Annotated in this window: 17 protein-coding genes and 1 pseudogene; 11 read left to right on the top strand and 7 right to left on the bottom strand. The window is 73.5% G+C overall.

All coding sequences use genetic code 11. The features are described 5' to 3' along the window. Positions 1-2: 2 nt before the first annotated feature. The 5 genes from ACFRAC_RS03845 to ACFRAC_RS03825 all read left to right on the top strand — a co-directional run bounded on the left by ACFRAC_RS03845 (position 3) and on the right by ACFRAC_RS03825 (position 6,442). Positions 3-2,576 carry an ABC transporter permease gene (locus ACFRAC_RS03845; RefSeq protein WP_382920194.1) on the top strand — a complete coding sequence of 858 codons (2,574 nt, stop codon included), beginning with the start codon at positions 3-5 and terminating at the stop codon, positions 2,574-2,576. Between the two features lie 72 nt (positions 2,577-2,648). Beyond that, complete coding sequence (locus tag ACFRAC_RS03840; RefSeq protein ID WP_382920192.1) at positions 2,649-3,074, top strand: GNAT family N-acetyltransferase; 426 nt, start codon at positions 2,649-2,651, stop codon at positions 3,072-3,074. 161 nt (positions 3,075-3,235) lie between these two features. Then, positions 3,236-4,579 (top strand): hemolysin family protein, encoded by a 1,344-nt coding sequence (locus tag ACFRAC_RS03835; RefSeq protein WP_382920189.1) that lies wholly within the window; start codon positions 3,236-3,238, stop codon positions 4,577-4,579. Further along, positions 4,576-5,589, top strand: a complete 1,014-nt coding sequence (locus tag ACFRAC_RS03830) for a hemolysin family protein (protein ID WP_382920186.1) — start codon at positions 4,576-4,578, stop codon at positions 5,587-5,589. Before ACFRAC_RS03835 ends, ACFRAC_RS03830 begins: the two co-directional genes overlap by 4 nt. A 70-nt stretch (positions 5,590-5,659) precedes the next feature. Then, positions 5,660-6,442 carry an SGNH/GDSL hydrolase family protein gene (locus tag ACFRAC_RS03825; protein ID WP_382920184.1) on the top strand — a complete coding sequence of 261 codons (783 nt, stop codon included), beginning with the start codon at positions 5,660-5,662 and terminating at the stop codon, positions 6,440-6,442. A 53-nt stretch (positions 6,443-6,495) separates the two neighbouring features. Here ACFRAC_RS03825 and ACFRAC_RS03820 read toward each other — a convergent pair whose 3' ends face one another. Continuing rightward, positions 6,496-7,245, bottom strand: coding sequence for a hypothetical protein (locus ACFRAC_RS03820; protein WP_382920182.1), 750 nt, complete (start codon positions 7,243-7,245; stop codon positions 6,496-6,498). A gap of 311 nt (positions 7,246-7,556) precedes the next feature. Here ACFRAC_RS03820 and purB point away from each other — a divergent pair, with 311 nt between their 5' ends. Both purB and mug read left to right on the top strand, forming a co-directional pair. Then, positions 7,557-8,999: an adenylosuccinate lyase gene (gene purB / locus ACFRAC_RS03815; RefSeq protein ID WP_382920178.1), complete on the top strand. Its 1,443-nt coding sequence runs from the start codon at positions 7,557-7,559 to the stop codon at positions 8,997-8,999. Between the two features lie 13 nt (positions 9,000-9,012). Further along, positions 9,013-9,558, top strand: a complete 546-nt coding sequence (mug, locus tag ACFRAC_RS03810; protein ID WP_382920175.1) for a G/U mismatch-specific DNA glycosylase — start codon at positions 9,013-9,015, stop codon at positions 9,556-9,558. Between the two features lie 4 nt (positions 9,559-9,562). Here mug and ACFRAC_RS03805 read toward each other — a convergent pair whose 3' ends face one another. The 3 genes from ACFRAC_RS03805 to ACFRAC_RS03795 are packed head-to-tail and all read right to left on the bottom strand — an operon-like array spanning position 9,563 to position 11,636. Beyond that, the gene (locus ACFRAC_RS03805; RefSeq protein WP_382920173.1) at positions 9,563-9,976 is read right to left on the bottom strand and encodes a hypothetical protein; all 414 of its coding nucleotides are present in this window, start codon (positions 9,974-9,976) and stop codon (positions 9,563-9,565) included. Between the two features lie 41 nt (positions 9,977-10,017). Continuing rightward, complete coding sequence (locus ACFRAC_RS03800) at positions 10,018-10,713, bottom strand: ABC transporter permease (RefSeq protein WP_382920170.1); 696 nt, start codon at positions 10,711-10,713, stop codon at positions 10,018-10,020. A gap of 2 nt (positions 10,714-10,715) precedes the next feature. Further along, complete coding sequence (locus ACFRAC_RS03795) at positions 10,716-11,636, bottom strand: ATP-binding cassette domain-containing protein (protein ID WP_382920167.1); 921 nt, start codon at positions 11,634-11,636, stop codon at positions 10,716-10,718. 108 nt (positions 11,637-11,744) lie between these two features. Here ACFRAC_RS03795 and ACFRAC_RS03790 point away from each other — a divergent pair, with 108 nt between their 5' ends. From ACFRAC_RS03790 to ACFRAC_RS03780, 3 genes are all read left to right on the top strand, one after another. Next, positions 11,745-12,914, top strand: a complete 1,170-nt coding sequence (locus tag ACFRAC_RS03790) for a sensor histidine kinase (RefSeq protein ID WP_382920165.1) — start codon at positions 11,745-11,747, stop codon at positions 12,912-12,914. Positions 12,915-12,928: 14 nt separating this feature from the next. Then, positions 12,929-13,591 (top strand): response regulator, encoded by a 663-nt coding sequence (locus ACFRAC_RS03785; protein WP_382920163.1) that lies wholly within the window; start codon positions 12,929-12,931, stop codon positions 13,589-13,591. Positions 13,592-13,702: 111 nt separating this feature from the next. Beyond that, complete coding sequence (locus ACFRAC_RS03780) at positions 13,703-14,860, top strand: ROK family protein (protein WP_382920160.1); 1,158 nt, start codon at positions 13,703-13,705, stop codon at positions 14,858-14,860. 64 nt (positions 14,861-14,924) lie between these two features. Here ACFRAC_RS03780 and ACFRAC_RS03775 read toward each other — a convergent pair whose 3' ends face one another. Both ACFRAC_RS03775 and ACFRAC_RS03770 read right to left on the bottom strand, forming a co-directional pair. Then, positions 14,925-15,686: a GntR family transcriptional regulator gene (locus ACFRAC_RS03775; RefSeq protein ID WP_382920158.1), complete on the bottom strand. Its 762-nt coding sequence runs from the start codon at positions 15,684-15,686 to the stop codon at positions 14,925-14,927. Between the two features lie 167 nt (positions 15,687-15,853). Beyond that, positions 15,854-16,738 (bottom strand): RNA polymerase sigma-70 factor, encoded by an 885-nt coding sequence (locus ACFRAC_RS03770; RefSeq protein WP_382920155.1) that lies wholly within the window; start codon positions 16,736-16,738, stop codon positions 15,854-15,856. A 191-nt stretch (positions 16,739-16,929) separates the two neighbouring features. On the opposite strand from ACFRAC_RS03770, the gene ACFRAC_RS03765 reads away from it, so the two are divergent. Next, positions 16,930-17,760 carry an alpha/beta fold hydrolase gene (locus ACFRAC_RS03765; RefSeq protein ID WP_382920152.1) on the top strand — a complete coding sequence of 277 codons (831 nt, stop codon included), beginning with the start codon at positions 16,930-16,932 and terminating at the stop codon, positions 17,758-17,760. Positions 17,761-17,802: 42 nt separating this feature from the next. Here ACFRAC_RS03765 and ACFRAC_RS03760 read toward each other — a convergent pair. Continuing rightward, positions 17,803-18,639, bottom strand: a pseudogene (locus ACFRAC_RS03760) (DMT family transporter); the annotation flags it as partial. Positions 18,640-18,686 lie beyond the last annotated feature (47 nt).

Genomic DNA, 18,686 nt, shown 5'->3' with positions numbered 1-18,686 from the left:
CGGTGCTCAAGGCGACACTCAGGAGCTTCCTCGCCCACAAGGGACGGCTCGCGCTGTCCGCCCTGGCGGTGCTCCTGTCGGTGGCGTTCGTCGTCGGCAGTCTCATCTTCTCGGACACCGTCGGCCGCACCTTCGACCGCCTGTTCGCCTCGACGGCCGCGGACGTCACCGTCACGCCCAGGGAGTCGTTCGACGAGACGATCTCCTCCGGGCGCACACCGACCCTGCCGGCCGCGCTGGCCGGGCGCCTCGCCCGGGTGGACGGTGTCGCGGCGGCCCGGGCGGAGGTCGACGTGGACGGCATCACCGTCGTCGACGCGGACCGCCGGCGGGTGAGCCCGACCACGGGCGCGCCGACGCTGGCCGCCGTCTGGAACCCGACCGACCGCAGCCCGCTGGAGCTCACCTCCGGGCACGCCCCGAAGGGCGGCGGGCAGGCGCTGCTCGACGCGGACACCGCGGACCGGGCGGACGTGCGCATCGGGGACCGGCTCACCGTCGTCGGACCCCAGGGCTCCTTCCCGGTCCACGTCGTCGGCATCGCCACCTTCACCACCACCAACCCGGGTGCCGCGCTGGTCTTCCTCGACACGGCCACCGCGCGGACGAGGCTGCTCGGCGACGCGGACGCGGCCACCGGCATCACGCTCGACGCGGCCGACGGCGTCACCGACGCGGAGGTCAAGCGGCGGGCGGCCGAGGCCCTGGGTGCCGATGCCGCGGCCTACGATCTGCGGACCGCCGACGAGCAGGCCGAGTCGGACGTCGAGCAACTGGGCACCTTCCTCGACGTCATCAAGTACGTCATGCTCGGCTTCGCCGCGGTCGCCGTCCTGGTCGGCGTGTTCCTGATCGTCAACACGTTCTCCATGCTGATCGCCCAGCGCACCCGTGAGCTGGGGCTGCTGCGCGCGCTGGGCGCGGACCGCCGCCAGGTGCGCCGCTCGGTCCTCACCGAGGCGCTGCTGCTGGGACTCGTCGGCTCGACGGCGGGGCTGGCGGCCGGCATCGGCCTGGCCGCCGGGCTCATCGAACTGATGGGCCTGCTGGGCATGCGCATCAGGACCGGCGAGATGGTGATCGGCTGGGGCACCCCGGTCGCCGCCTATGTCGTCGGACTGGGCGTCACCTTCGTCGCGGCCTACCTCCCGGCCCGCCGGGCGGCCAGGGTGTCCCCGATGGCGGCCCTCGCGGACGCGGAGATCGCGGACGTCGGACGCCCGCTGCGGCTGCGCGCGGTGGCGGGGTCGGCCGTCGGGGCGGTGGGAGCGGCCGCGCTCGCGGGCGCCGCCGTGTCCTCGCGGACGTCCACGGCCGCGTCCCTGCTCGGCACCGGCGTACTGCTGACGCTGATCGCCACGGTCGTCGCGGGCCCGCTGCTGGTGCGTCCCGTCATCCGGGTGCTCGGCGGAGCCTTCCCGGTGCTGTTCGGACCGGTCGGCCGGATGAGCCAGCGCAACGCGCTGCGCAACCCGCGCCGCACGGGTGCCACCGCGGCCGCGCTGATGGTGGGCCTGGCCCTGGTCGGCGGGATGTCGGTGGCGAGCGCCTCGATGTCGACGTCGTTCGACCAGCAGATCGACAAGACCCTCGGGGCCGACTTCGTGGTGCAGGACGGCAACTTCGTCCCCTTCCCCCGGGAGATCGCCGACCGGATCCACGCGACCGAGGGCGTCGGGCTGGTCGTCCGCTCGCAGCTCACGACGATCGCGCTGCGCCTGCCCGACGGGGACCGGGTGCGGACCACCGCCGCCGGGTACGAGCCCGAACTCGACGAGGTCGCCCACCTCACCTACGCGCGCGGGGACTCCGCGGCGGCGCTCGCGGACGGGCACCTCGGGATGGACCGCGACTTCGCCCGGGACCACGGGGTGCGGGTCGGCAGCGCGCTGTCCGTCGAGTTCCAGGACGGGCGCCGGGCCAGGCTGACGGTCGGGGCCCTCACCGACCAGGACTCCGTCGACGGGTTCGGCGCGCAGGGGGGCGTCTTCCTCGGCCTGGCCACGCTGGAGAAGTACGCGCCGGGCGGCCAGGACGCGGCCGTGTACGTGAACGCCGCACCCGGCACGGACGCGGACGCGCTGCGGGCCGCTCTGGAGGGGACTCTCGAGCCGTATCCGCAGGTGCAGGTCCGGGACGTCGCCGACTACAAGGATCTGGTGCACGACCAGATCGCCGTGCTGCTCTACCTGGTGTACGCCCTGCTGGGTCTCGCGATCGTCATCGCGGTGCTCGGCGTGGTCAACACGCTCGCCCTGTCCGTGGTGGAGCGGACCCGGGAGATCGGGCTGCTGCGGGCCATCGGGCTGGCCCGGCGCCAGCTGCGCCGGATGATCCGGCTGGAGTCGGTGGTGATCGCCGTGTTCGGCGCCGTCCTCGGGCTCGGGCTGGGACTGGTGTGGGGCGTGTGCGCGCAGCAGGTGCTGGCCCTGCAGGGCATGACGGCGCTGGCGATCCCGTGGGGCACGATCGTCGCCGTGGTGGTCGGCTCGGCGGTGGTGGGGGTCGTGGCGGCGCTGCTGCCCGCGCTGCGCGCCTCGCGCATGAACGTGCTGGCGGCCATCGCGCACGAGTGACGGCTCGGAGGCCCGGGCGTCCGTATGGCGGAATCCCGTGCGGCACTCCGGCCCCGGTGGTGGGATCGGAGCATGAGTGATCTTCGTATGCGTCCCGCCACCGCCCGCGACCTGGACGCCGTGCTGGCCTTCTGGAAGACGGCCGCCGAGGGCACCAGCATCAGCGACGACCGGGACGGCGTCGAGCGGCTCGTCGCCCGCGACCCCGAGGCGCTGATCCTGGCCGCGCTGGACGGCGAGCTGGTCGGCACGGTCATCGCGGGCTTCGACGGCTGGCGGTGCCATCTGTACCGGCTGGCGGTGCACCCGGACCGGCGCCGTCAGGGGATCGGCTCGGCGCTGCTGGCCGCCGCCGAGGAGCGGTTCGTACGGCTCGGCGGGCGCCGCGCCGACGCGATGGTCCTGGAAGGGAACACGCGTGCGCACCATGCCTGGCGCGCAGCGGGGTACACGCTCCAGGACGAATGGCGGCGGTGGGTCAAGCACCTCACGGACTGACCACTTTTGCCGATCCTTTACTATTGGAGCGTCACTTCGGTCCTCCAGTGACTTCGGTCCTCCAGTGAAAGGTGTGAGCCTCCGCCCATGGGCGAGCCTCCCAGTTGTAGACATCGCGCGTACGTTCCCTCCCCGTCCGACCATGGGACGGAGGTGACCCGATGACCGAAGTGCTCCTCCTTCTGGTGGCGATCCTGCTGTCGCTGGCGTGCGGCGCGTTCGTCGCGGCCGAGTTCTCCCTGACGACCGTCGAGCGCAGCGAGCTGGAGCGGGCCGCGGAGCGCGGCGAGCGCGGCGCCGCCGGCGCCCTCAAAGCCGTACGGAACCTGACCTTCCAGCTCTCCGGCGCGCAGCTCGGCATCACCGTCACCAACCTGGTCGTCGGCATGCTCGCCAAACCGTCCATCGCCGCCCTGCTCGCGGGCCCGCTGCAGTCGATGGGGATCTCCCGCTCGGTGGCGAGCTCGATCGCGCTGGTCATCGGCACGGCCCTGTCGACGGTCGTCCTGATGGTCGTCGGTGAACTCGTCCCCAAGAACTGGGCGATCTCCTCGCCACTGGCCGTCGCGAAACGCGTGGGCAACGCCCAGCGCTGGTTCAGCGCGGCCTTCCGCCCCTTCATCACCCACCTGAACAACACGGCGAACCGCATAGTGCGCTGGTTCGGTGTCGAGCCGACCGAGGAGCTGGCCGCCGCGCGCGGCCCCCAGGAGCTGGCCGCGCTGGCCCGGCACTCCGCCCGGGAAGGTGCCCTGGAGGCGGACACCGCCGAACTCTTCGTGCGGACCCTGAACCTCGCCGACCTGACGGCGGAGAACGTGATGACCCCGCGCGTGCAGGTCGTCGCCCTCGACGTCCAGGCCACCTGCGAGGACGTGGCGAACGCGACCCGCGCGACGGGCCTGTCCCGCTTCCCGATCTACCGCGGCAGCCTCGACTCGGTGGTGGGTACCGCCCACATCAAGGACATCATCGCGGTGCCCTCCGAGGAACGGCCGCGCACCCCGGTGTCCGAGCTGATGCGCGAGCCGCTGCTGGTCCCGACCACCCTCACCGTGGACCGGCTCCTCGACCGTCTCTCCGGCAAGCGCACCATGGCCGTGGTCATCGACGAGTACGGCGGCACCGCGGGCGTGGCCACGCTGGAGGACATCGTCGAGGAGGTCGTCGGCGAGGTCCGCGACGAGCACGACCCGCACGAGACGCCCGACATCGCCCCCGCCGGCACCGACGAACTGGGACGCGCGCTGTACTCGGCCGACGGCTCGGCACGCATCGACCAGCTCGCGCGCCTGGGCCTGAAGGCCCCCGAGGGTCCCTACGAGACCCTGGCCGGTCTCATCGCCACCGAGCTCGGCCGGATCCCGGCCGTCGGCGACGAGGTCGAGGTCGCCGGGTGGCGGCTCGAGGTGGTGGACGCCGCGGGCCGCAGGGCCGCGCGGGTGCTGTTGCACGCCCCGCTCGACGAACCGGCGGAGCACGAGACGCAGGAGGACGGGCGATGACCGCCGTACAGCTGTTCATCGGCCTGCTGACGCTGGTCGTCAACGCCTTCTTCGTGGGCGCCGAATTCGCCCTGATCTCGGTGCGCCGCTCCCAGATCGAGCCCCACGCCGAGCGAGGGGACCGCCGCGCCAAGAGCGTGATGTGGGGGCTGCAGCACGTGTCCGCGCTGCTGGCCGCGGCGCAGCTCGGCATCACTCTGTGCACCCTGGTGCTCGGCATCGTCGCGGAGCCGGCCATCGCCCATCTGCTGGAGCCCGTGTTCCACGCGGTGGGCGTCCCCGAGGGCGCCGGTCACGCGGTCTCCTTCGTGATCGCGCTGACGCTGGCCACCTATCTGCACATGCTCCTCGGCGAGATGGTGCCGAAGAACATCGCCCTCGCCGAGCCGGTGCGCAGCGCCCTGCTGCTGGGTCCGCCGCTGGTCGCGCTGTCCCGTGCGCTGCGACCGGTGATCTTCACGATCAACGCGTTCGCCAACACGCTGCTGCGGCTGCTGCGCGTGGAGACCAAGGACGAGGTCACCGCGACCTTCTCGGACTCCGAGCTGGCCCGGATGGTGCGGGACTCGGGTGAGGCGGGTCTCATCGACGATCGGGCGCGCGAGCGTCTGCACGACGCGCTGGAGCTGGGCCGCCGGCCCGTGCGCGACGTGGCGCTTCCGCTGGAGCGGGTCGTCTACGCGCACGTGGGCATCACGCCGGAGGAGCTGGAGAGGCTGTCGGCGCAGTCGGGCTTCTCCCGCTTCCCGGTGGTCGACTCGGGCCGCCGTATCGTCGGCTACCTCCACGTCAAGGACGCGCTCGACGCCTCCCCGCGGGACGTGCCGTTCCAGATCCGGGACATGCGGCCCATCGCGCGCGTCCGGGAGAGCACACCGCTGGACGACGTGCTCACCGCGATGCGGGGCAGCCGTACGCACCTCGCGGCCGTCCTCGGCGCCGACGGGCGGCTCGCCGGGCTGGTGACGATGGAGGACGTGCTGCGCGAGTTGTTCGGACAGCACGCCTGACGAGGCCGGAGGGTGGTTCCCGGGCCGACCGACCGCTGGGTATGGAGCTCGGGATACCATTTCCGTCGCCATGCAGACGAATCCCACTCACAGCAGCCTGGTCGCCGTCGGCGACTCCTTCACCGAGGGCATGTCGGACCTTCTCCCGGACGGTTCGTACCGGGGGTGGGCCGACCTCCTCGCCGGCCGGATGGCCGCCCAGACCCCCGGCTTCCGGTACGCGAACCTCGCCGTGCGCGGAAAGCTGATCGGGCAGATCGTCGACGAGCAGGTCGACGTGGCCGCCGCGATGGGCGCCGACGTGATCACCCTCGTCGGCGGGCTCAACGACACCCTGCGGCCCAAGTGCGACATGGGCCGGGTGCGCGGCCTCCTCGAGGAGGCCGTGGAGAAGCTGGCGCCGGCCTGCCGTCAGCTGGTGCTCATGCGCAGCCCGGGGCGGCAGGGGCCGGTCCTGGAGCGGTTCCGGCCCCGCATGGAGGAGCTGTTCGCCTGCGTGGACCAGCTGGCGGAGCGCCACGGCGCGATCGTGGTCGACCTGTACGGGGCGCCGTCGCTGGGCGACCCGCGGATGTGGGACGTGGACCGGCTGCACCTGACGGCAGAAGGGCACCGCCGGGTCGCGGAGGCCGTGTGGCAGGCGCTCGGCTACGACCCGGCCGACACCGAGTGGCGTACGCCGCTGCCGGCCACGGTGCCGCCGCGCTGGGTGGCGCGACGGGTCACGGACGCCCGGTTCGCGCGTCAGCACCTGCTGCCCTGGATCGGGCGGCGCCTGACCGGACGGTCCTCGGGCGACGGACGGCCGGCGAAGCGCCCCGAGCTGCTGCCCTACGAAGGGCCGGGCGCGTAGGACAGCGGTGCGTGATGACGCCCCCGCCGGGTCGCGGCAGGGGCGTCACTCTTCTAGCCGCGCGACCAGCCGCGCGACGCGGCCCGGTTGCGCCGGTACAGCACGGTGCCGGCGATCAGCAGTGCGCCGCTGACGGCAATGCCTCCGACGATGCCTCCGACGCCGGTCTCGGGCAGGTGCGGCCGGTCCGGCCCGGCGGGCGGGGTCTGCGAGGGCGCCGGACCGGGGTCGTGGGACGTGGGGCCGGGCCGGGTGGGGGTGGGCTCGGTGGGCTCGGGGGTGTCGGGCTCGTCGCCGTAGCCGTGCCCGTAGCCGTGGCCGTGCCCGCTGGGCTCGTCCGTCTTGTCGGACTCCTCGCCGTACCCGTACCCGTAGCCGTGGCCGTGGCCGGTGGGCTCGGACGGCTCGTCGCCGTAGCCGTAGCCATGGCCTTCGTCGGACGGCTTGTCGGAGCCGTAGCCGCTCGGCTCGTCCGTGCCGTAGCTCGCGCCGGACGGCTCGTCGCTTCCGTAGGAGGCGGTGCCCTGGTCGGAGGGGGCGGCCTCCGGGGCGGCGCCCGGCAGTTTCAGCTCGTCGATCCTCTTGTCCACGCCGTCGAGCTGCTCGTCCATCGCGCCGAGTTTGTCGTCCAGCTGATGCAGCCCGTCGGGGTCCGGCGCTTTCGCGTGACCCGGCAGGACGACGGCGGATTTCACCACGGTGCCCTGTACACGGGGGGCCGCGGACGCGCTGGTGCCGTACAGGGACAGGGCGCTCGTCGCGGCGGCGGCCACGATCAATCCCCTGGTCAGAGCCTGTCGCATTCTCGTTGTCTTTCTTTCGGACGGAATGGGAAGCCGACGTCGGTCATCGACACGAATTCGTCGCTCGCCGGAATTCGAGACGTCGTGGCAGGAAAGGTGACGCGCACAGCTGCGAACTCGCCACGACCTGCAGACTATGAACGAGTTGTGAAGGCCCCGGGAAACCGGGACGCGGCCACCGGCGGGGAATTCACCCGATCGACCCGCCACAGCCGCCGCGGGAACCGGCACCCGGGGCCGCGCCCCTGACCTGGGGCGCTCGGCCGGAGCGGCGCCCGGGGCCCGGAGGGCGCCGGGTAAACTCCGTGCACGTGACTTCTGCGCCCGCCAAGCCCCGCATCCCGAACGTCCTCGCCGGACGCTACGCCTCCACCGAGCTCGCCACGCTCTGGTCCCCCGAGCACAAGGTGAAGCTGGAGCGTCAGCTCTGGCTCGCCGTGCTGCGGGCTCAGAAGGACCTCGGCATCGAGGTGCCGGACGAGGCGATCGCCGACTACGAGCGTGTCCTCGGCACCGTGGACCTGGCGTCCATCGCCGAGCGCGAGAAGGTCACCCGGCACGACGTGAAGGCGCGGATCGAGGAGTTCAACGCGCTCGCCGGGCACGAGCACGTGCACAAGGGCATGACCTCCCGTGACCTCACGGAGAACGTCGAGCAGCTGCAGATCCGCCTCTCGCTGGAGCTGATGCGCGACCGGACGGTGGCCGTGCTGGCCCGTCTCGGCAAGCTGGCCGGTGAGTACGCCGAGCTGGTCATGGCCGGCCGCTCCCACAACGTCGCCGCCCAGGCGACCACCCTCGGCAAGCGCTTCGCGACCGCCGCGGACGAGCTCCTCGTGGCGTACGGCCGGGTCGAGGAGCTGCTGAACCGCTACCCGCTGCGCGGCATCAAGGGCCCGGTGGGCACCGCGCAGGACATGCTCGACCTGCTCGGCGGGGACGCGGTGAAGCTCGCGGAGCTGGAGGACCGGATCGCCGCGCACCTGGGCTTCTCGCAGGCGTTCACGTCGGTCGGCCAGGTCTACCCGCGCTCGCTGGACTACGAGGTGGTGACCGCGCTGGTGCAGCTGGCCGGGGCGCCGTCCTCGCTGGCCAAGACGATCCGGCTGATGGCCGGGCACGAGCTGGTGACCGAGGGCTTCAAGCCGGGCCAGGTCGGCTCCTCCGCGATGCCGCACAAGATGAACACCCGGTCCTGTGAGCGGGTCAACGGCCTGATGGTGATCCTGCGCGGCTACGCCTCGATGACCGGCGAGCTGGCGGGCGACCAGTGGAACGAGGGCGACGTGTCCTGCTCGGTGGTCCGCCGGGTCGCCCTGCCGGACGCCTTCTTCGCGCTGGACGGCCTGCTGGAGACGTTCCTGACGGTCCTCGACGAGTTCGGCGCCTTCCCGGCCGTCGTCGCCCGCGAACTGGACCGCTACCTGCCGTTCCTCGCCACCACCAAGGTGCTGATGGGCGCCGTGCGCGCGGGCGTGGGCCGTGAGGTCGCGCACGAGGCGATCAAGGAGCACGCCGTCGCCTCGGCGCTGGCGATGCGGGAGCAGGGCGCCGAGCGCAACGAACTGCTCGGCAAGCTGGCCGCCGACGAGCGCATCCCGCTGGACCGGGCGGCGCTGGACGCGCTGATGGCCGACAAGCTGTCGTTCACCGGCGCCGCCGCCGCGCAGGTCGGTGTGATCGTGGGCCGGATCGAGGAGATCGTGAAGCAGCGTCCGGAGGCCGCGGGCTACACGCCCGGCGCGATCCTCTGACGTGGCGCACGGCATGCCGCGCTTCACCGCCGAGCAGTTGGAGGCCGCCCGCGACCGCCTCGTCCCCGACGTGGTCGCGGACGGCCTGCGCGTGCTGTTCTGCGGTATCAACCCCGGTCTGATGACGGCCGCGACCGGCCACCACTTCGCCCGCCCCGGCAACCGCTTCTGGCCGGTCCTGCATCTGTCCGGTTTCACGCCGCGCCTGCTGAAGCCGTCGGAGCAGGGGGAGTTGCCGTCGTACGGGCTCGGCATCACGAACGTCGTGGCGCGGGCGACGGCGCGGGCCGACGAGCTGAGCGCCGAGGAGTACCGCGAGGGCGGCCGGCTGCTGACCGCCAAGGTGGAGCGGCTGCGTCCGCGCCGGCTGGCCGTCGTCGGGGTGACCGCCTACCGGGCGGCGTTCGACGACCGCGGGGCGCAGGTGGGTCCGCAGGAGCGGACGATCGGGGGGACGCGGGTGTGGGTGCTGCCCAACCCGAGCGGGCTGAACGCGCACTGGACGACGGCGACGATGGCGGAGGAGTTCGCCCGGCTGCGGGTGGCCGCGGAGGACTGACCCGTCAGGGCGGGTCCCTGTCGGTCACCATCAGCAGGAGTTCGGGGTCCGCCTCCGGGTCCCGGTCGGCGACGGCGAGGCTGACCCAGCGGCCGGTGCCCGGTGCCCGCCAGGTCCTCAGGTCGTCCGCGCGGGTGCCGAGTCGGGCCCAGGGCTCGGGTATCTCCTCGCCTCGAACCCCCCGCTCCAGCAGCGTCACGCTCCCCCAGCGCGCCCCCTCCCCCCAGCGCTCCTCGAACCGCTCTATGAGCGCCGCCTCGTGGGCGTACAGATCGGCGGCCGTGCCGTCGCCGACGGCCCCGAGCACCACCAGGAAGTAGCCGGGGCCGCCCAGCGCGGGGCCCGCCCCGTCGCGCCCGGCGGGGAACTCCCGTGCGCACAACGAGTCGGTCAGGGCCAGGTCCTTCACGACGTCCATGGGGTGCAGTATCGCCGCCCCCACTGACAATTGGCGTGGTGTCAGGTATCTCTGCGCCGCACGCTCCACGCCCCCGCGAGGAGCGCGGCGGCCGCCCACAGCGCGGTCACCGCGAGCCCGGACCACGGTCCGAGGGAGCCGTCGTACGTCCGGTGGAGGACGGTCTGTCCCGCCTTGTCCGGGAGGAAGTCGGCCACGGTGCCCACGGAGTCGCCGACGACGAACGACACCACGAGGAGGAACGGGATCAGGACGGACAGGGTGGCCACGCCGCTGCGGAACACGGCGGTCAGACCGGTCGCGAACAGGGCCATGAGCATGAGGTAGAGGCCGCATCCGATGATCGCGCGCGCCTGCTCGGAGCCGGTCAGGCCGTCCGCGCGGGCCGCGGCGAGCGCCGTCGCGGCGGTCACGAGCCCGGTGAGAAGGACCGGCACGGCGACGGCCGTCAGCTTGGCGGCGAACCAGCGCCCGCGCCGCGGGACCGCGGCCAGCGACACCCGCAGGGCGCCCCCGTGGTACTCGGCCGCCATGGCCAGGGCGCCGAAGGAGACGGCGGCGATCTGACCGGGCAGGACCCCGAACAGCGCCGTGAACAGCGGGTCGTCGCCCGTGTCGGCCCCCGCGAGCGCGGAGAACGCCGTGGTCACCGCGAACAGCGCGCCCAGCGTGGCGGGCAGGGACCGCAGCGTACGGATCTTGAGCCACTCCGAGTGGAGCACGGGTGCGTTCGGCATCGTCAGACCTCCTGCTGCCGTGCGGTGAACTCGGTCGCCTCCGAGGTGAGATCCAGGTACGCCTGCTCCAGCGTGCCCTCCTCGGCGGCGAGTTCGAGGAGCGGGACGCCCGCCTGCGCGGCGAGGCGCCCGACGGCGTCCACGCGCGCGTGACGTACCGTCCAGTGCCCGTCCTGGTGCCGGTCGGCGTCGAGGCCGTGCCGGGCGAGCAGCGACTCCAGCGCTTCGGCGTCACTGGTGCGGACCCGCACGCGTGGCTCCACGCGCGCGCTGATGAAGTCCCGCATCGGGGTGTCGGCCAACAGCCGGCCGCGGCCCAGGACCACCAGGTGGTCGGCGAACGTCGCGGTCTCGTTCATCAGATGGCTGGAGACGAGGACCGTGCGGCCCTCTCCCGCGAGGCGGCGCAGCAGTCCGCGGATCCAGATGATGCCCTCCGGGTCGAGGCCGTTGGACGGCTCGTCGAGCAGCACGACCTCGGGATCGCCGAGGAGCGCCGCCGCGATGCCGAGCCGCTGGCGCATGCCCAGGGAGTACGTCTTCACCCTGCGCCGCGCCACCGAGGTGAGCCCCGTCCGCGCCAGCACCTCGTCGACCCGGGGCGCCGGGATGCGGTTGCTCGCGGCGAGGACCCGCAGATGGTCGCGGCCGGTGCGGGAGCCGTGCGCCGCACCGGCGTCGAGCAGGGCGCCCACCGTGCGCAGGGGGTCCCTCAAGGTGGCGTAGGCGCGGCCGCCGACCGTGGCCGTCCCGGAGGTGGGCCGGTCGAGACCGAGCACGAGACGCAGGGTGGTGGACTTCCCGGCGCCGTTGGGCCCGAGGAAGCCCGTGACGCGGCCGGGGAGGACGGTGAAGCTCAGGTCGTCCACGGCTCGCCCGGTGCCGTACTCCTTGGTGAGTGCTTGGACTTCGATGCTGGTCATGGCCTCAGCCTGACCGGCTGAGGTGGGGCGTGGCCTCCCCCGCGGGTGGAGATCGTCTCCCCCGCGCGGGGGAGGTCCGTTGCCGGCGGTGCCTGACACGATGGCGCAATGGCCCGTTTGCTGCGCCCGTTCGGCCGGGCGGTGACGTACACACGGCTGCTGCACCTGTTCTTGACCGTCGTGTGGCCGGCGATGCTGATCTTCATCAGGGAGGGGTGGTGGATCTGGCTGGTGGCCGCAGCCGCGCTCGTGCCCGCCGGGCTGGTGCCGGCCATGCGCACGGTCGAGGGGCTGCAGGCACGGCTGTTGCTGACCGGGCACCGCCACGACAGCGACAGCGCGGGCATCGTCGTCGCCCCGTCCGCGACCTGGGCGGACCGGTGGCGGCTCGTACTGTGGCTGGAGGCGCGGTTCCTCCTCGGCTGTGCCTCCATGACGCTGATCGCCCAACTGCTCTTCGCCGTCGCGGATCTGGTGCCGGCCGCCGCGGGCTCCGGGCCGGGGGGCGTGATCGTGCCCCCGCTCGGCCCGGCGCGCGGGTGGCACATCCTGCTCGTGCCCGTGCTGCTCGCGGTCCTGGCGGCTGCCGTGTGGGCCGCGGGCCACCTGATCACGGCCCTGGCCGTGCGGCTGCTCGGGCCCTCCCCGGCCGAGCGTCTGGCCACCCTGGAGGAGCGCACCGAGCAACTTCTGGAGCGCACTCGTATCGCCCGCGAGCTGCACGATTCGATCGGGCATGCGCTGACCGCGGCGGTCCTCCAGGCCGGGGCGGCCCGTGCCGCGGACGATCCGGCGTTCACCCGGCGGGCGTTGGTCGCCATCGAGGAGACGGGCCGGGCCGCTCTGGAGGACCTGGAGCGTGTCCTGGGCGTCCTGCGGGACTCCGGCAGGCCCGCGGGCTCCCGGCCGACGCTGACGGACGCCGGCCGTCTGCTGGAGTCGGCGCGGGCGTCCGGCGCCGAGGTGGACGCCGATCTGACGGGGCCTCTGGAGGGCGTGCCGGGACCGGTCTCCCGGGAGGGCTACCGCATCCTCCAGGAGTCGCTGACCAATGTGCTGCGGCACGCGGGGCCTGTCCCGGCCCGGGTCCGCGTCAGCGTCGAGGGCGCCACCCTCCGCCTCGACGTGCGCAATCCCCTGCCCGCGGAGTCACCCGAGCCGGGAAGGGGCAGCGGCCTGCGGGGCATACGCGAACGCGCCGCCCTGCTGGGTGGCCACGCGAGCGCCGGACCTCTCGGGGACGCCTGGCAGGTGCACGTCGAGCTGCCGTTGAGGTGATCTAGGCTGGCCGGATGCCGGTCACCGTGCTCCTCGTCGACGACGAACCCCTCGTACGCGCGGGACTGCGGGCCGTGCTCGAGACACAGGACGACATCGAGGTCGTCGGGGAGGCCGCCGACGGGGCGGCGGTGATCCCGCTGGTGCGTGAGCTGCGCCCGGACGTGGTCGCGATGGACGTGCGGATGCCGCTGCTGGACGGTATCGAGACCACGCGCGCGGTCCTGCGCACGGTCGCCGAGCCGCCGAAGATCGTCGTGATCACCACCTTCGAGAACGACGAGTACGTCTACGAGGCGCTGCGCGCCGGAGCGAACGGTTTCCTGCTGAAGCGGGCCCGCCCGGCCGAGATCGTGCACGCCGTGCGACTGGTCGCCGCGGGCGAGTCGCTGTTGTTCCCCGCCTCGGTGCGCCAGTTGGCCGCGCGCTACGGGGACGGCGGCGGCAATTGTGCGGCGCGGGCGGCGCTGGAGCGGGCCCGGCTGACCGAGCGGGAGGCCGACGTCCTGCGCCTGATGACGCGTGGGCTGTCGAACGCCGAGATCGCCGCGCGGCTCGTCGTGGGCACGGAGACGGTGAAGTCGCATGTGAGCGCCGTGCTGGCGAAGCTGGGGGCGCGCGACCGCACGCAGGCGGTGATCACGGCGTACGAGTCGGGGTTCGTCGCGCCGGGGTGAGGGGACCGGGCGACGGGCGGCCCCCGTTCCCTGCGCCGCCCGGCACTCGCAGGGGTGGGCACCGACGAGTACCATCCGCCCCACACGCGCACGAGCTGGGAGGACGGACCTTTGGGGCAGCTGACCGGTGGGGATCCCTCGCTGCTGCGAAGGATCAACTCCGCGGTGGTACTGCACGCGCTGCGTGCCACGGATGCCGCCACGCTGACGGAGATCACCCGCGTGACGGGGCTGTCCCGGCCCACCGTCGAGGGGGTCGTCGAGGGGCTGATCGAAGCGGGTTACGTCGTCGAGAAGGCGGCCGACGACAGTGTGGCCCGCCGGCAGGGCCGGCCCGCGCGGCGGTTCCGGTTCCGTGCCGAGGCCGGTCATCTGCTGGGCCTGGACATCGGCGCGCACCGGGTCGCCGCCCTGCTCGCCGACCTGGACGGCCGGGTGATGGGCGCCACCGCCAAGGACGTCGACGAGGCGGCCGGGGCCGACGAGCGGCTGGAGAAGGCCCGGACGGCGGTCGTGGAGCTGCTGCGCCGTGCGGGGGTCGCGCGCGGCTCGCTGCGGGCCGTGGGGGTGGCGACGCCGGGCATCGTGGAGGCCGACGGCACCGTGCGGCTGGGGGCGGCGCTGCCCGGCTGGACCGGGCTGCGGTTGGGCGAGCGGCTGAGCCGGTCCTTCAAGTGCCCGGTGCTGGTGGAGAACGACGCCAACGCGGCGGCGGTCGCCGAGCACTGGAAGGGGTCGGCGACCGAGTCCGACGACGTGGTGTTCGTGCTGGCGGGGCTGAGCCCGGGGGCCGGTTCGCTGATCGGCGGGAAGCTGCACCGCGGGTTCGGCGGTGCGGCCGGGGAGATCGGCGCGCTGCACATGCTGGGCCGCGAGGCGACGCCGGAGGCGCTGCTGTCGACCACGGACGAGCCGCTGCGCCCGCTCGACGAGCGGGCCGTGGCGACGGTGTTCGCCCAGGCCCGGGACGGCGATCCGCGCGCTCTGGAGGCCGTCGAACGGTTCATCCAGCGTCTCGTCCACGACGTGGCCGCCCTGGTCCTCGCCCTGGACCCGGAGCTGGTCGTGGTGGGGGGCTGGGCGGCCGGCCTGGACGGTGTCCTGGAGCCGCTGCGGCGTGAGCTGTCCCGCTACTGCCTGCGCCCGCCGAACGTCGCCCTGTCCCTGCTCGGCGAGGCAGCCGTGGCGACGGGCGCGCTGCGGCTCGCCCTCGACCATGTGGAGGAGCAGCTGTTCGCGGTGGAGGGGACGGTCACGGGCCGCCGGTGAGCGTGCCCGCGTCCCGCGCCGGGGAGCCGGGCTCCGGGGCGCGGGACCGTCGGCCGCCGAACCGTCAGGAGGCCCGGCGCTCCGGGTCCTGGTGTATTTCCACGCCTCCGGTGTCGCCGAACGTCAGCCGGCAGGTGTCGGCACGGTAGGTGGCGACGGAGAGCGCGGCCACCCTGCCGCAGGCGAGGTAACGGGTCGTCACGACGAGCACCGGCGCCCCGGGCAGCCGGTCGAGTTCCCTGGCGTCGTCGGCGCGGGCCGAGCCCAGCTCGACGGCGCTCTCCTGGCCCTCCAGCTCCAGGCGCTGGAGCTCACGCAGCACGGCACGCGCGCGTGGCGCGCCCGACGGGGCGTCGATCGCGGAGAGGTCGGGCACCGAGGACTGCGGGACGTAGAGCAGTTCGGCGGCGACCGGCTGACCTCGTGTCACCCGGGAGCGGCGGACGGTGTGCACGGGCTCGCCGGTGCCGGTCACCAGGGCGTCGGCGACCGCGGTGGGCGGCGCCGCGAGGGCGCAGTCCGTGGCCTGCCAGCCGTCCTCGGCGGACCCCGGCCAGGCGTGCTGCTCGGTGCCCACGGCCACGCCCACGCGCGGCGGGGCGACGGTCGTGCCGACACCGCGGCGGCGCTGCAGCCTGCCTTCGAGTTCGAGTTGTTCCAGCGCCTGGCGGAGCGTGGCCCGGGCGACGCCGAAGCGGGCCGCCAGGTCCCGTTCGTTGGGCAGGATCTCGCCCACCGAGAACTCCGATTCGAGTGCCTCGCTGAGCACGGTCCTCAGATGCCAGTACTTCGGTTCCGGCACCGTTTCCAGCTGCGTGGTCCCCACCCTGTCCTCCGCAATCGCCGTGGCCCGGCGGCGTTTCAGCGCCTTGTTTATTAAAGGTTGTTGCACTTGTCAGCGACCATAGGACGGCCCTCACCCTTGGTCAAGACCAATCACCCGGACCGCTCACTGCTCGTGATCACGTCATCACGTCGGCTGTCGGGCGTCATTCAGGCGCCTGGGAGGGCCCTGAGCTTGTCGGGGTTGCGGACGACGTAGACCATCTGGATCCGCCCGTCCAGGACGTCCACCTGGAAGAGGCTGTCGGGCTTGCCGCCGGACAGGACCAGCACGGCGGGGCCGCCGTTGACCTCCAGGAACCGGAAGGAGGCGTCGGCGATGCCCTTCCGGGCGACGCCCGCGAGGAAGCGGCCCACGTGGTCGGCGCTCTCCAGGACCCGCAGCGGCGCCTTGGCCTTGCCTCCGCTGTCGCCGATGAGCCGGACGTCCGGCGCGAGCAGCGACATGAGCCCCTCCAGGTCGCCGCCGGCCGCCGCGGCGAGGAACCGCTCGGTCAGGTCGCGCCGCTCGGCGGGGTCGACCTCGTAGCGGGGCCGCCGTTCCTCGACATGCCGGCGGGCGCGCCCGGCGAGCTGACGCACCGCCGCCTCGCCCCGGCCGAGCAGGGCGGCGATCTCGGCATAGGGGTAGCCGAATGCCTCGCGGAGGACGAACACCGCCCGCTCCAGCGGCGACAGGTTCTCCAGGACGACCAGGACGGCGACGGAGACGGAGTCGGCGAGGACGGCCCGTTCGGCGGTGTCCGGGACGTGGTCGCCGAAGTCGGTGACGTACGGCTCCGGCAGCCACGGGCCGACATAGGTCTCGCCGCGCGCCTTGACCTGGCGCAGGCGGTCGAGGGCCAGGCGGGTGGTGACGCGCACCAGGTAGGCGCGTGGTTCGCGCACCTCGGACCGGTCGGCCCGGGACCAGCGCAGCCATGCCTCCTGGACCACGTCCTCCGCGTCGGCCACCCGGCCGAGCATGCGATACGCGACCCCGAGGAGGACGGGGCGGTGCTCCTCGAAGACATCGGTCCCGGCATCGGTGGTCACGGCACCATCCCATCCCGACACGGCGGGACGTGTCCAGGCGATTCGGACGGCCGGGGACGTGCTGTCCCCCGGTGCCGGAAGTCGGAACTACCCACCGGCGGCGGGGGTCTACCCGTCGGTAGCTATTGCTGACAAGCTGTCTACGGCCGTCCGTCGGCGTGTCCAGCCGGGTTCAGAGTAGGAGCACCGCCATGTCCGCCACCGTCTCCTTCCAGGTCGCGTCCCCCCTCGGGCCACGCGACGTGACCGTCGAATACGCGCGCGTGGGCCGCGGCGAGCCGCTGCTCCTGCTGCACGGCATCGGTCACCACCGGCAGGTCTGGGACCCGGTGCTCGACATCCTCGCGACCGAGCGGGAGGTGATCACGGTGGACCTGCCCGGCTTCGGGACCTCCCCCGGACTGCCGGACGGGCTCGCCTACGACCTGGCCACGACGAGGGCCGTGTTCGGCGCCTTCTGCGAGGCCCTGGAACTGGACCGACCGCACGTCGCGGGCAACTCGCTGGGCGGGCTGATCGCCCTCGAACTCGGCCGCGAGAAGCTCGCCCGGTCCGTCACGGCCCTGTCCCCCGCCGGTTTCTGGACTCCGGCCGAGCGGCGCTACGCCTTCGGCGTCCTGCTCGCGATGCGGCACATCTCCCGGCGGATGCCGCTGCCGCTGGTCGAGCGGCTGTCCCGGTCGGCGGCCGGCCGGACGGCGCTGACGAGCACCATCTACGCCCGTCCCGGCCGCCGCTCACCCGAGGCCGTGGTCGCCGAGACGCTCGCGCTGGCCGGGGCCACGGGCTTCGAGCAGACCCTGAGGTCCGGCCGGGCCGTCCAGTTCCTGGACGACATCCCCGGCATCCCGGTGACCCTGGCCTGGGGCAGCCGGGACCGGCTGCTCATACCCCGTCAGGGCGTGCGCGCCAAGCGGGTCATCCCCGGGGCGCGACTCGTCCGGCTGCCCGGCTGCGGTCACTGCCCCATGAACGACGACCCGGCCCTGGTCGCGCGCGTCATCCTCGACGGCAGCCGCTGACCGCCGGCGCCGCCGCAGCACGCCGGAGCCGAGGACGACTCCGGCGCCGACCAGGGCGCTGCCGAGGGCCTGGACGAGGCCGTAGGAGCCGGTCCCGGCCAGCGGGGCGGTGCAGGCGGCGGCGACCGGGATGAGGCCGGAGAAGAGCGTGGCCCGCTCGGCGCCGATGCGCTGCATGCCCATGTACCAGCACACGAAGCCGACGACGGTGACGATCGCCGCCTGCCACAGCAGCGCGGCGGTCTCGGTCGCGTCGGGCCGGCGGAGCCAGGCGGTGCCGTCCGCGAGCAGTCCGACCAGCGCGGCCTGGACGGCCGCGACCCCGCAGACCGTCGCGGACAGCAGCCGCGGCCCCAGGGGCCGCAGCACGGGTACGGCGAGGACCGCGAAGCCCACCTCGCCGACCAGCGCGCCCACCGAGAAGGCGATGCCGGTGCCGTCCGTGCGGCCCCACCCCTGCACGGTGAACGCGCCGACCGCGACGAGCGCCGCGCCGTACAGGACGGCCCGTCGCGGGCGGCGGCCGTCCAGGAGCGGGACGAGGACGGCCACGGCCACGGGGGCGCAGCCGACGAACACACCGGGGACGGCGGGTTCCGCCGTGCGTTCGGCGGCGAGGACGGCGAGGTTGAAACCGAGCATGCCGACGGCGGCGAGCAGCCCGAGGCGCACCCACTGGCGGGCGGTGAGCGCGCGCAGCCGGGCGGCGGCGCCGCGGCCGGCGAGCGGCACCAGCAGCAGGCAGGCGAGCGCGTAGCGCAGGAACTGGCCGCCGGCGTAAGGGTAGTCGCCGAGCAGGCTGTTGGCGGTGAAGGATCCTCCGACGAGGACGCAGGCGAGCGCGGCGAGCAGTGCGCCGCGTGTGGTGGTGGCGTTCATGGCAGTGACGCTAGGAACGGCGGTGGCCCGGTTTAAGGTCCACTTCC

The organism is Streptomyces sp. NPDC056628, assembly GCF_042792555.1.
Lineage (GTDB): Bacteria > Actinomycetota > Actinomycetes > Streptomycetales > Streptomycetaceae > Streptomyces.
Note: the sequence above shows the minus strand (reverse complement) of the source record. Positions and strands in the feature narration are given on the sequence as shown.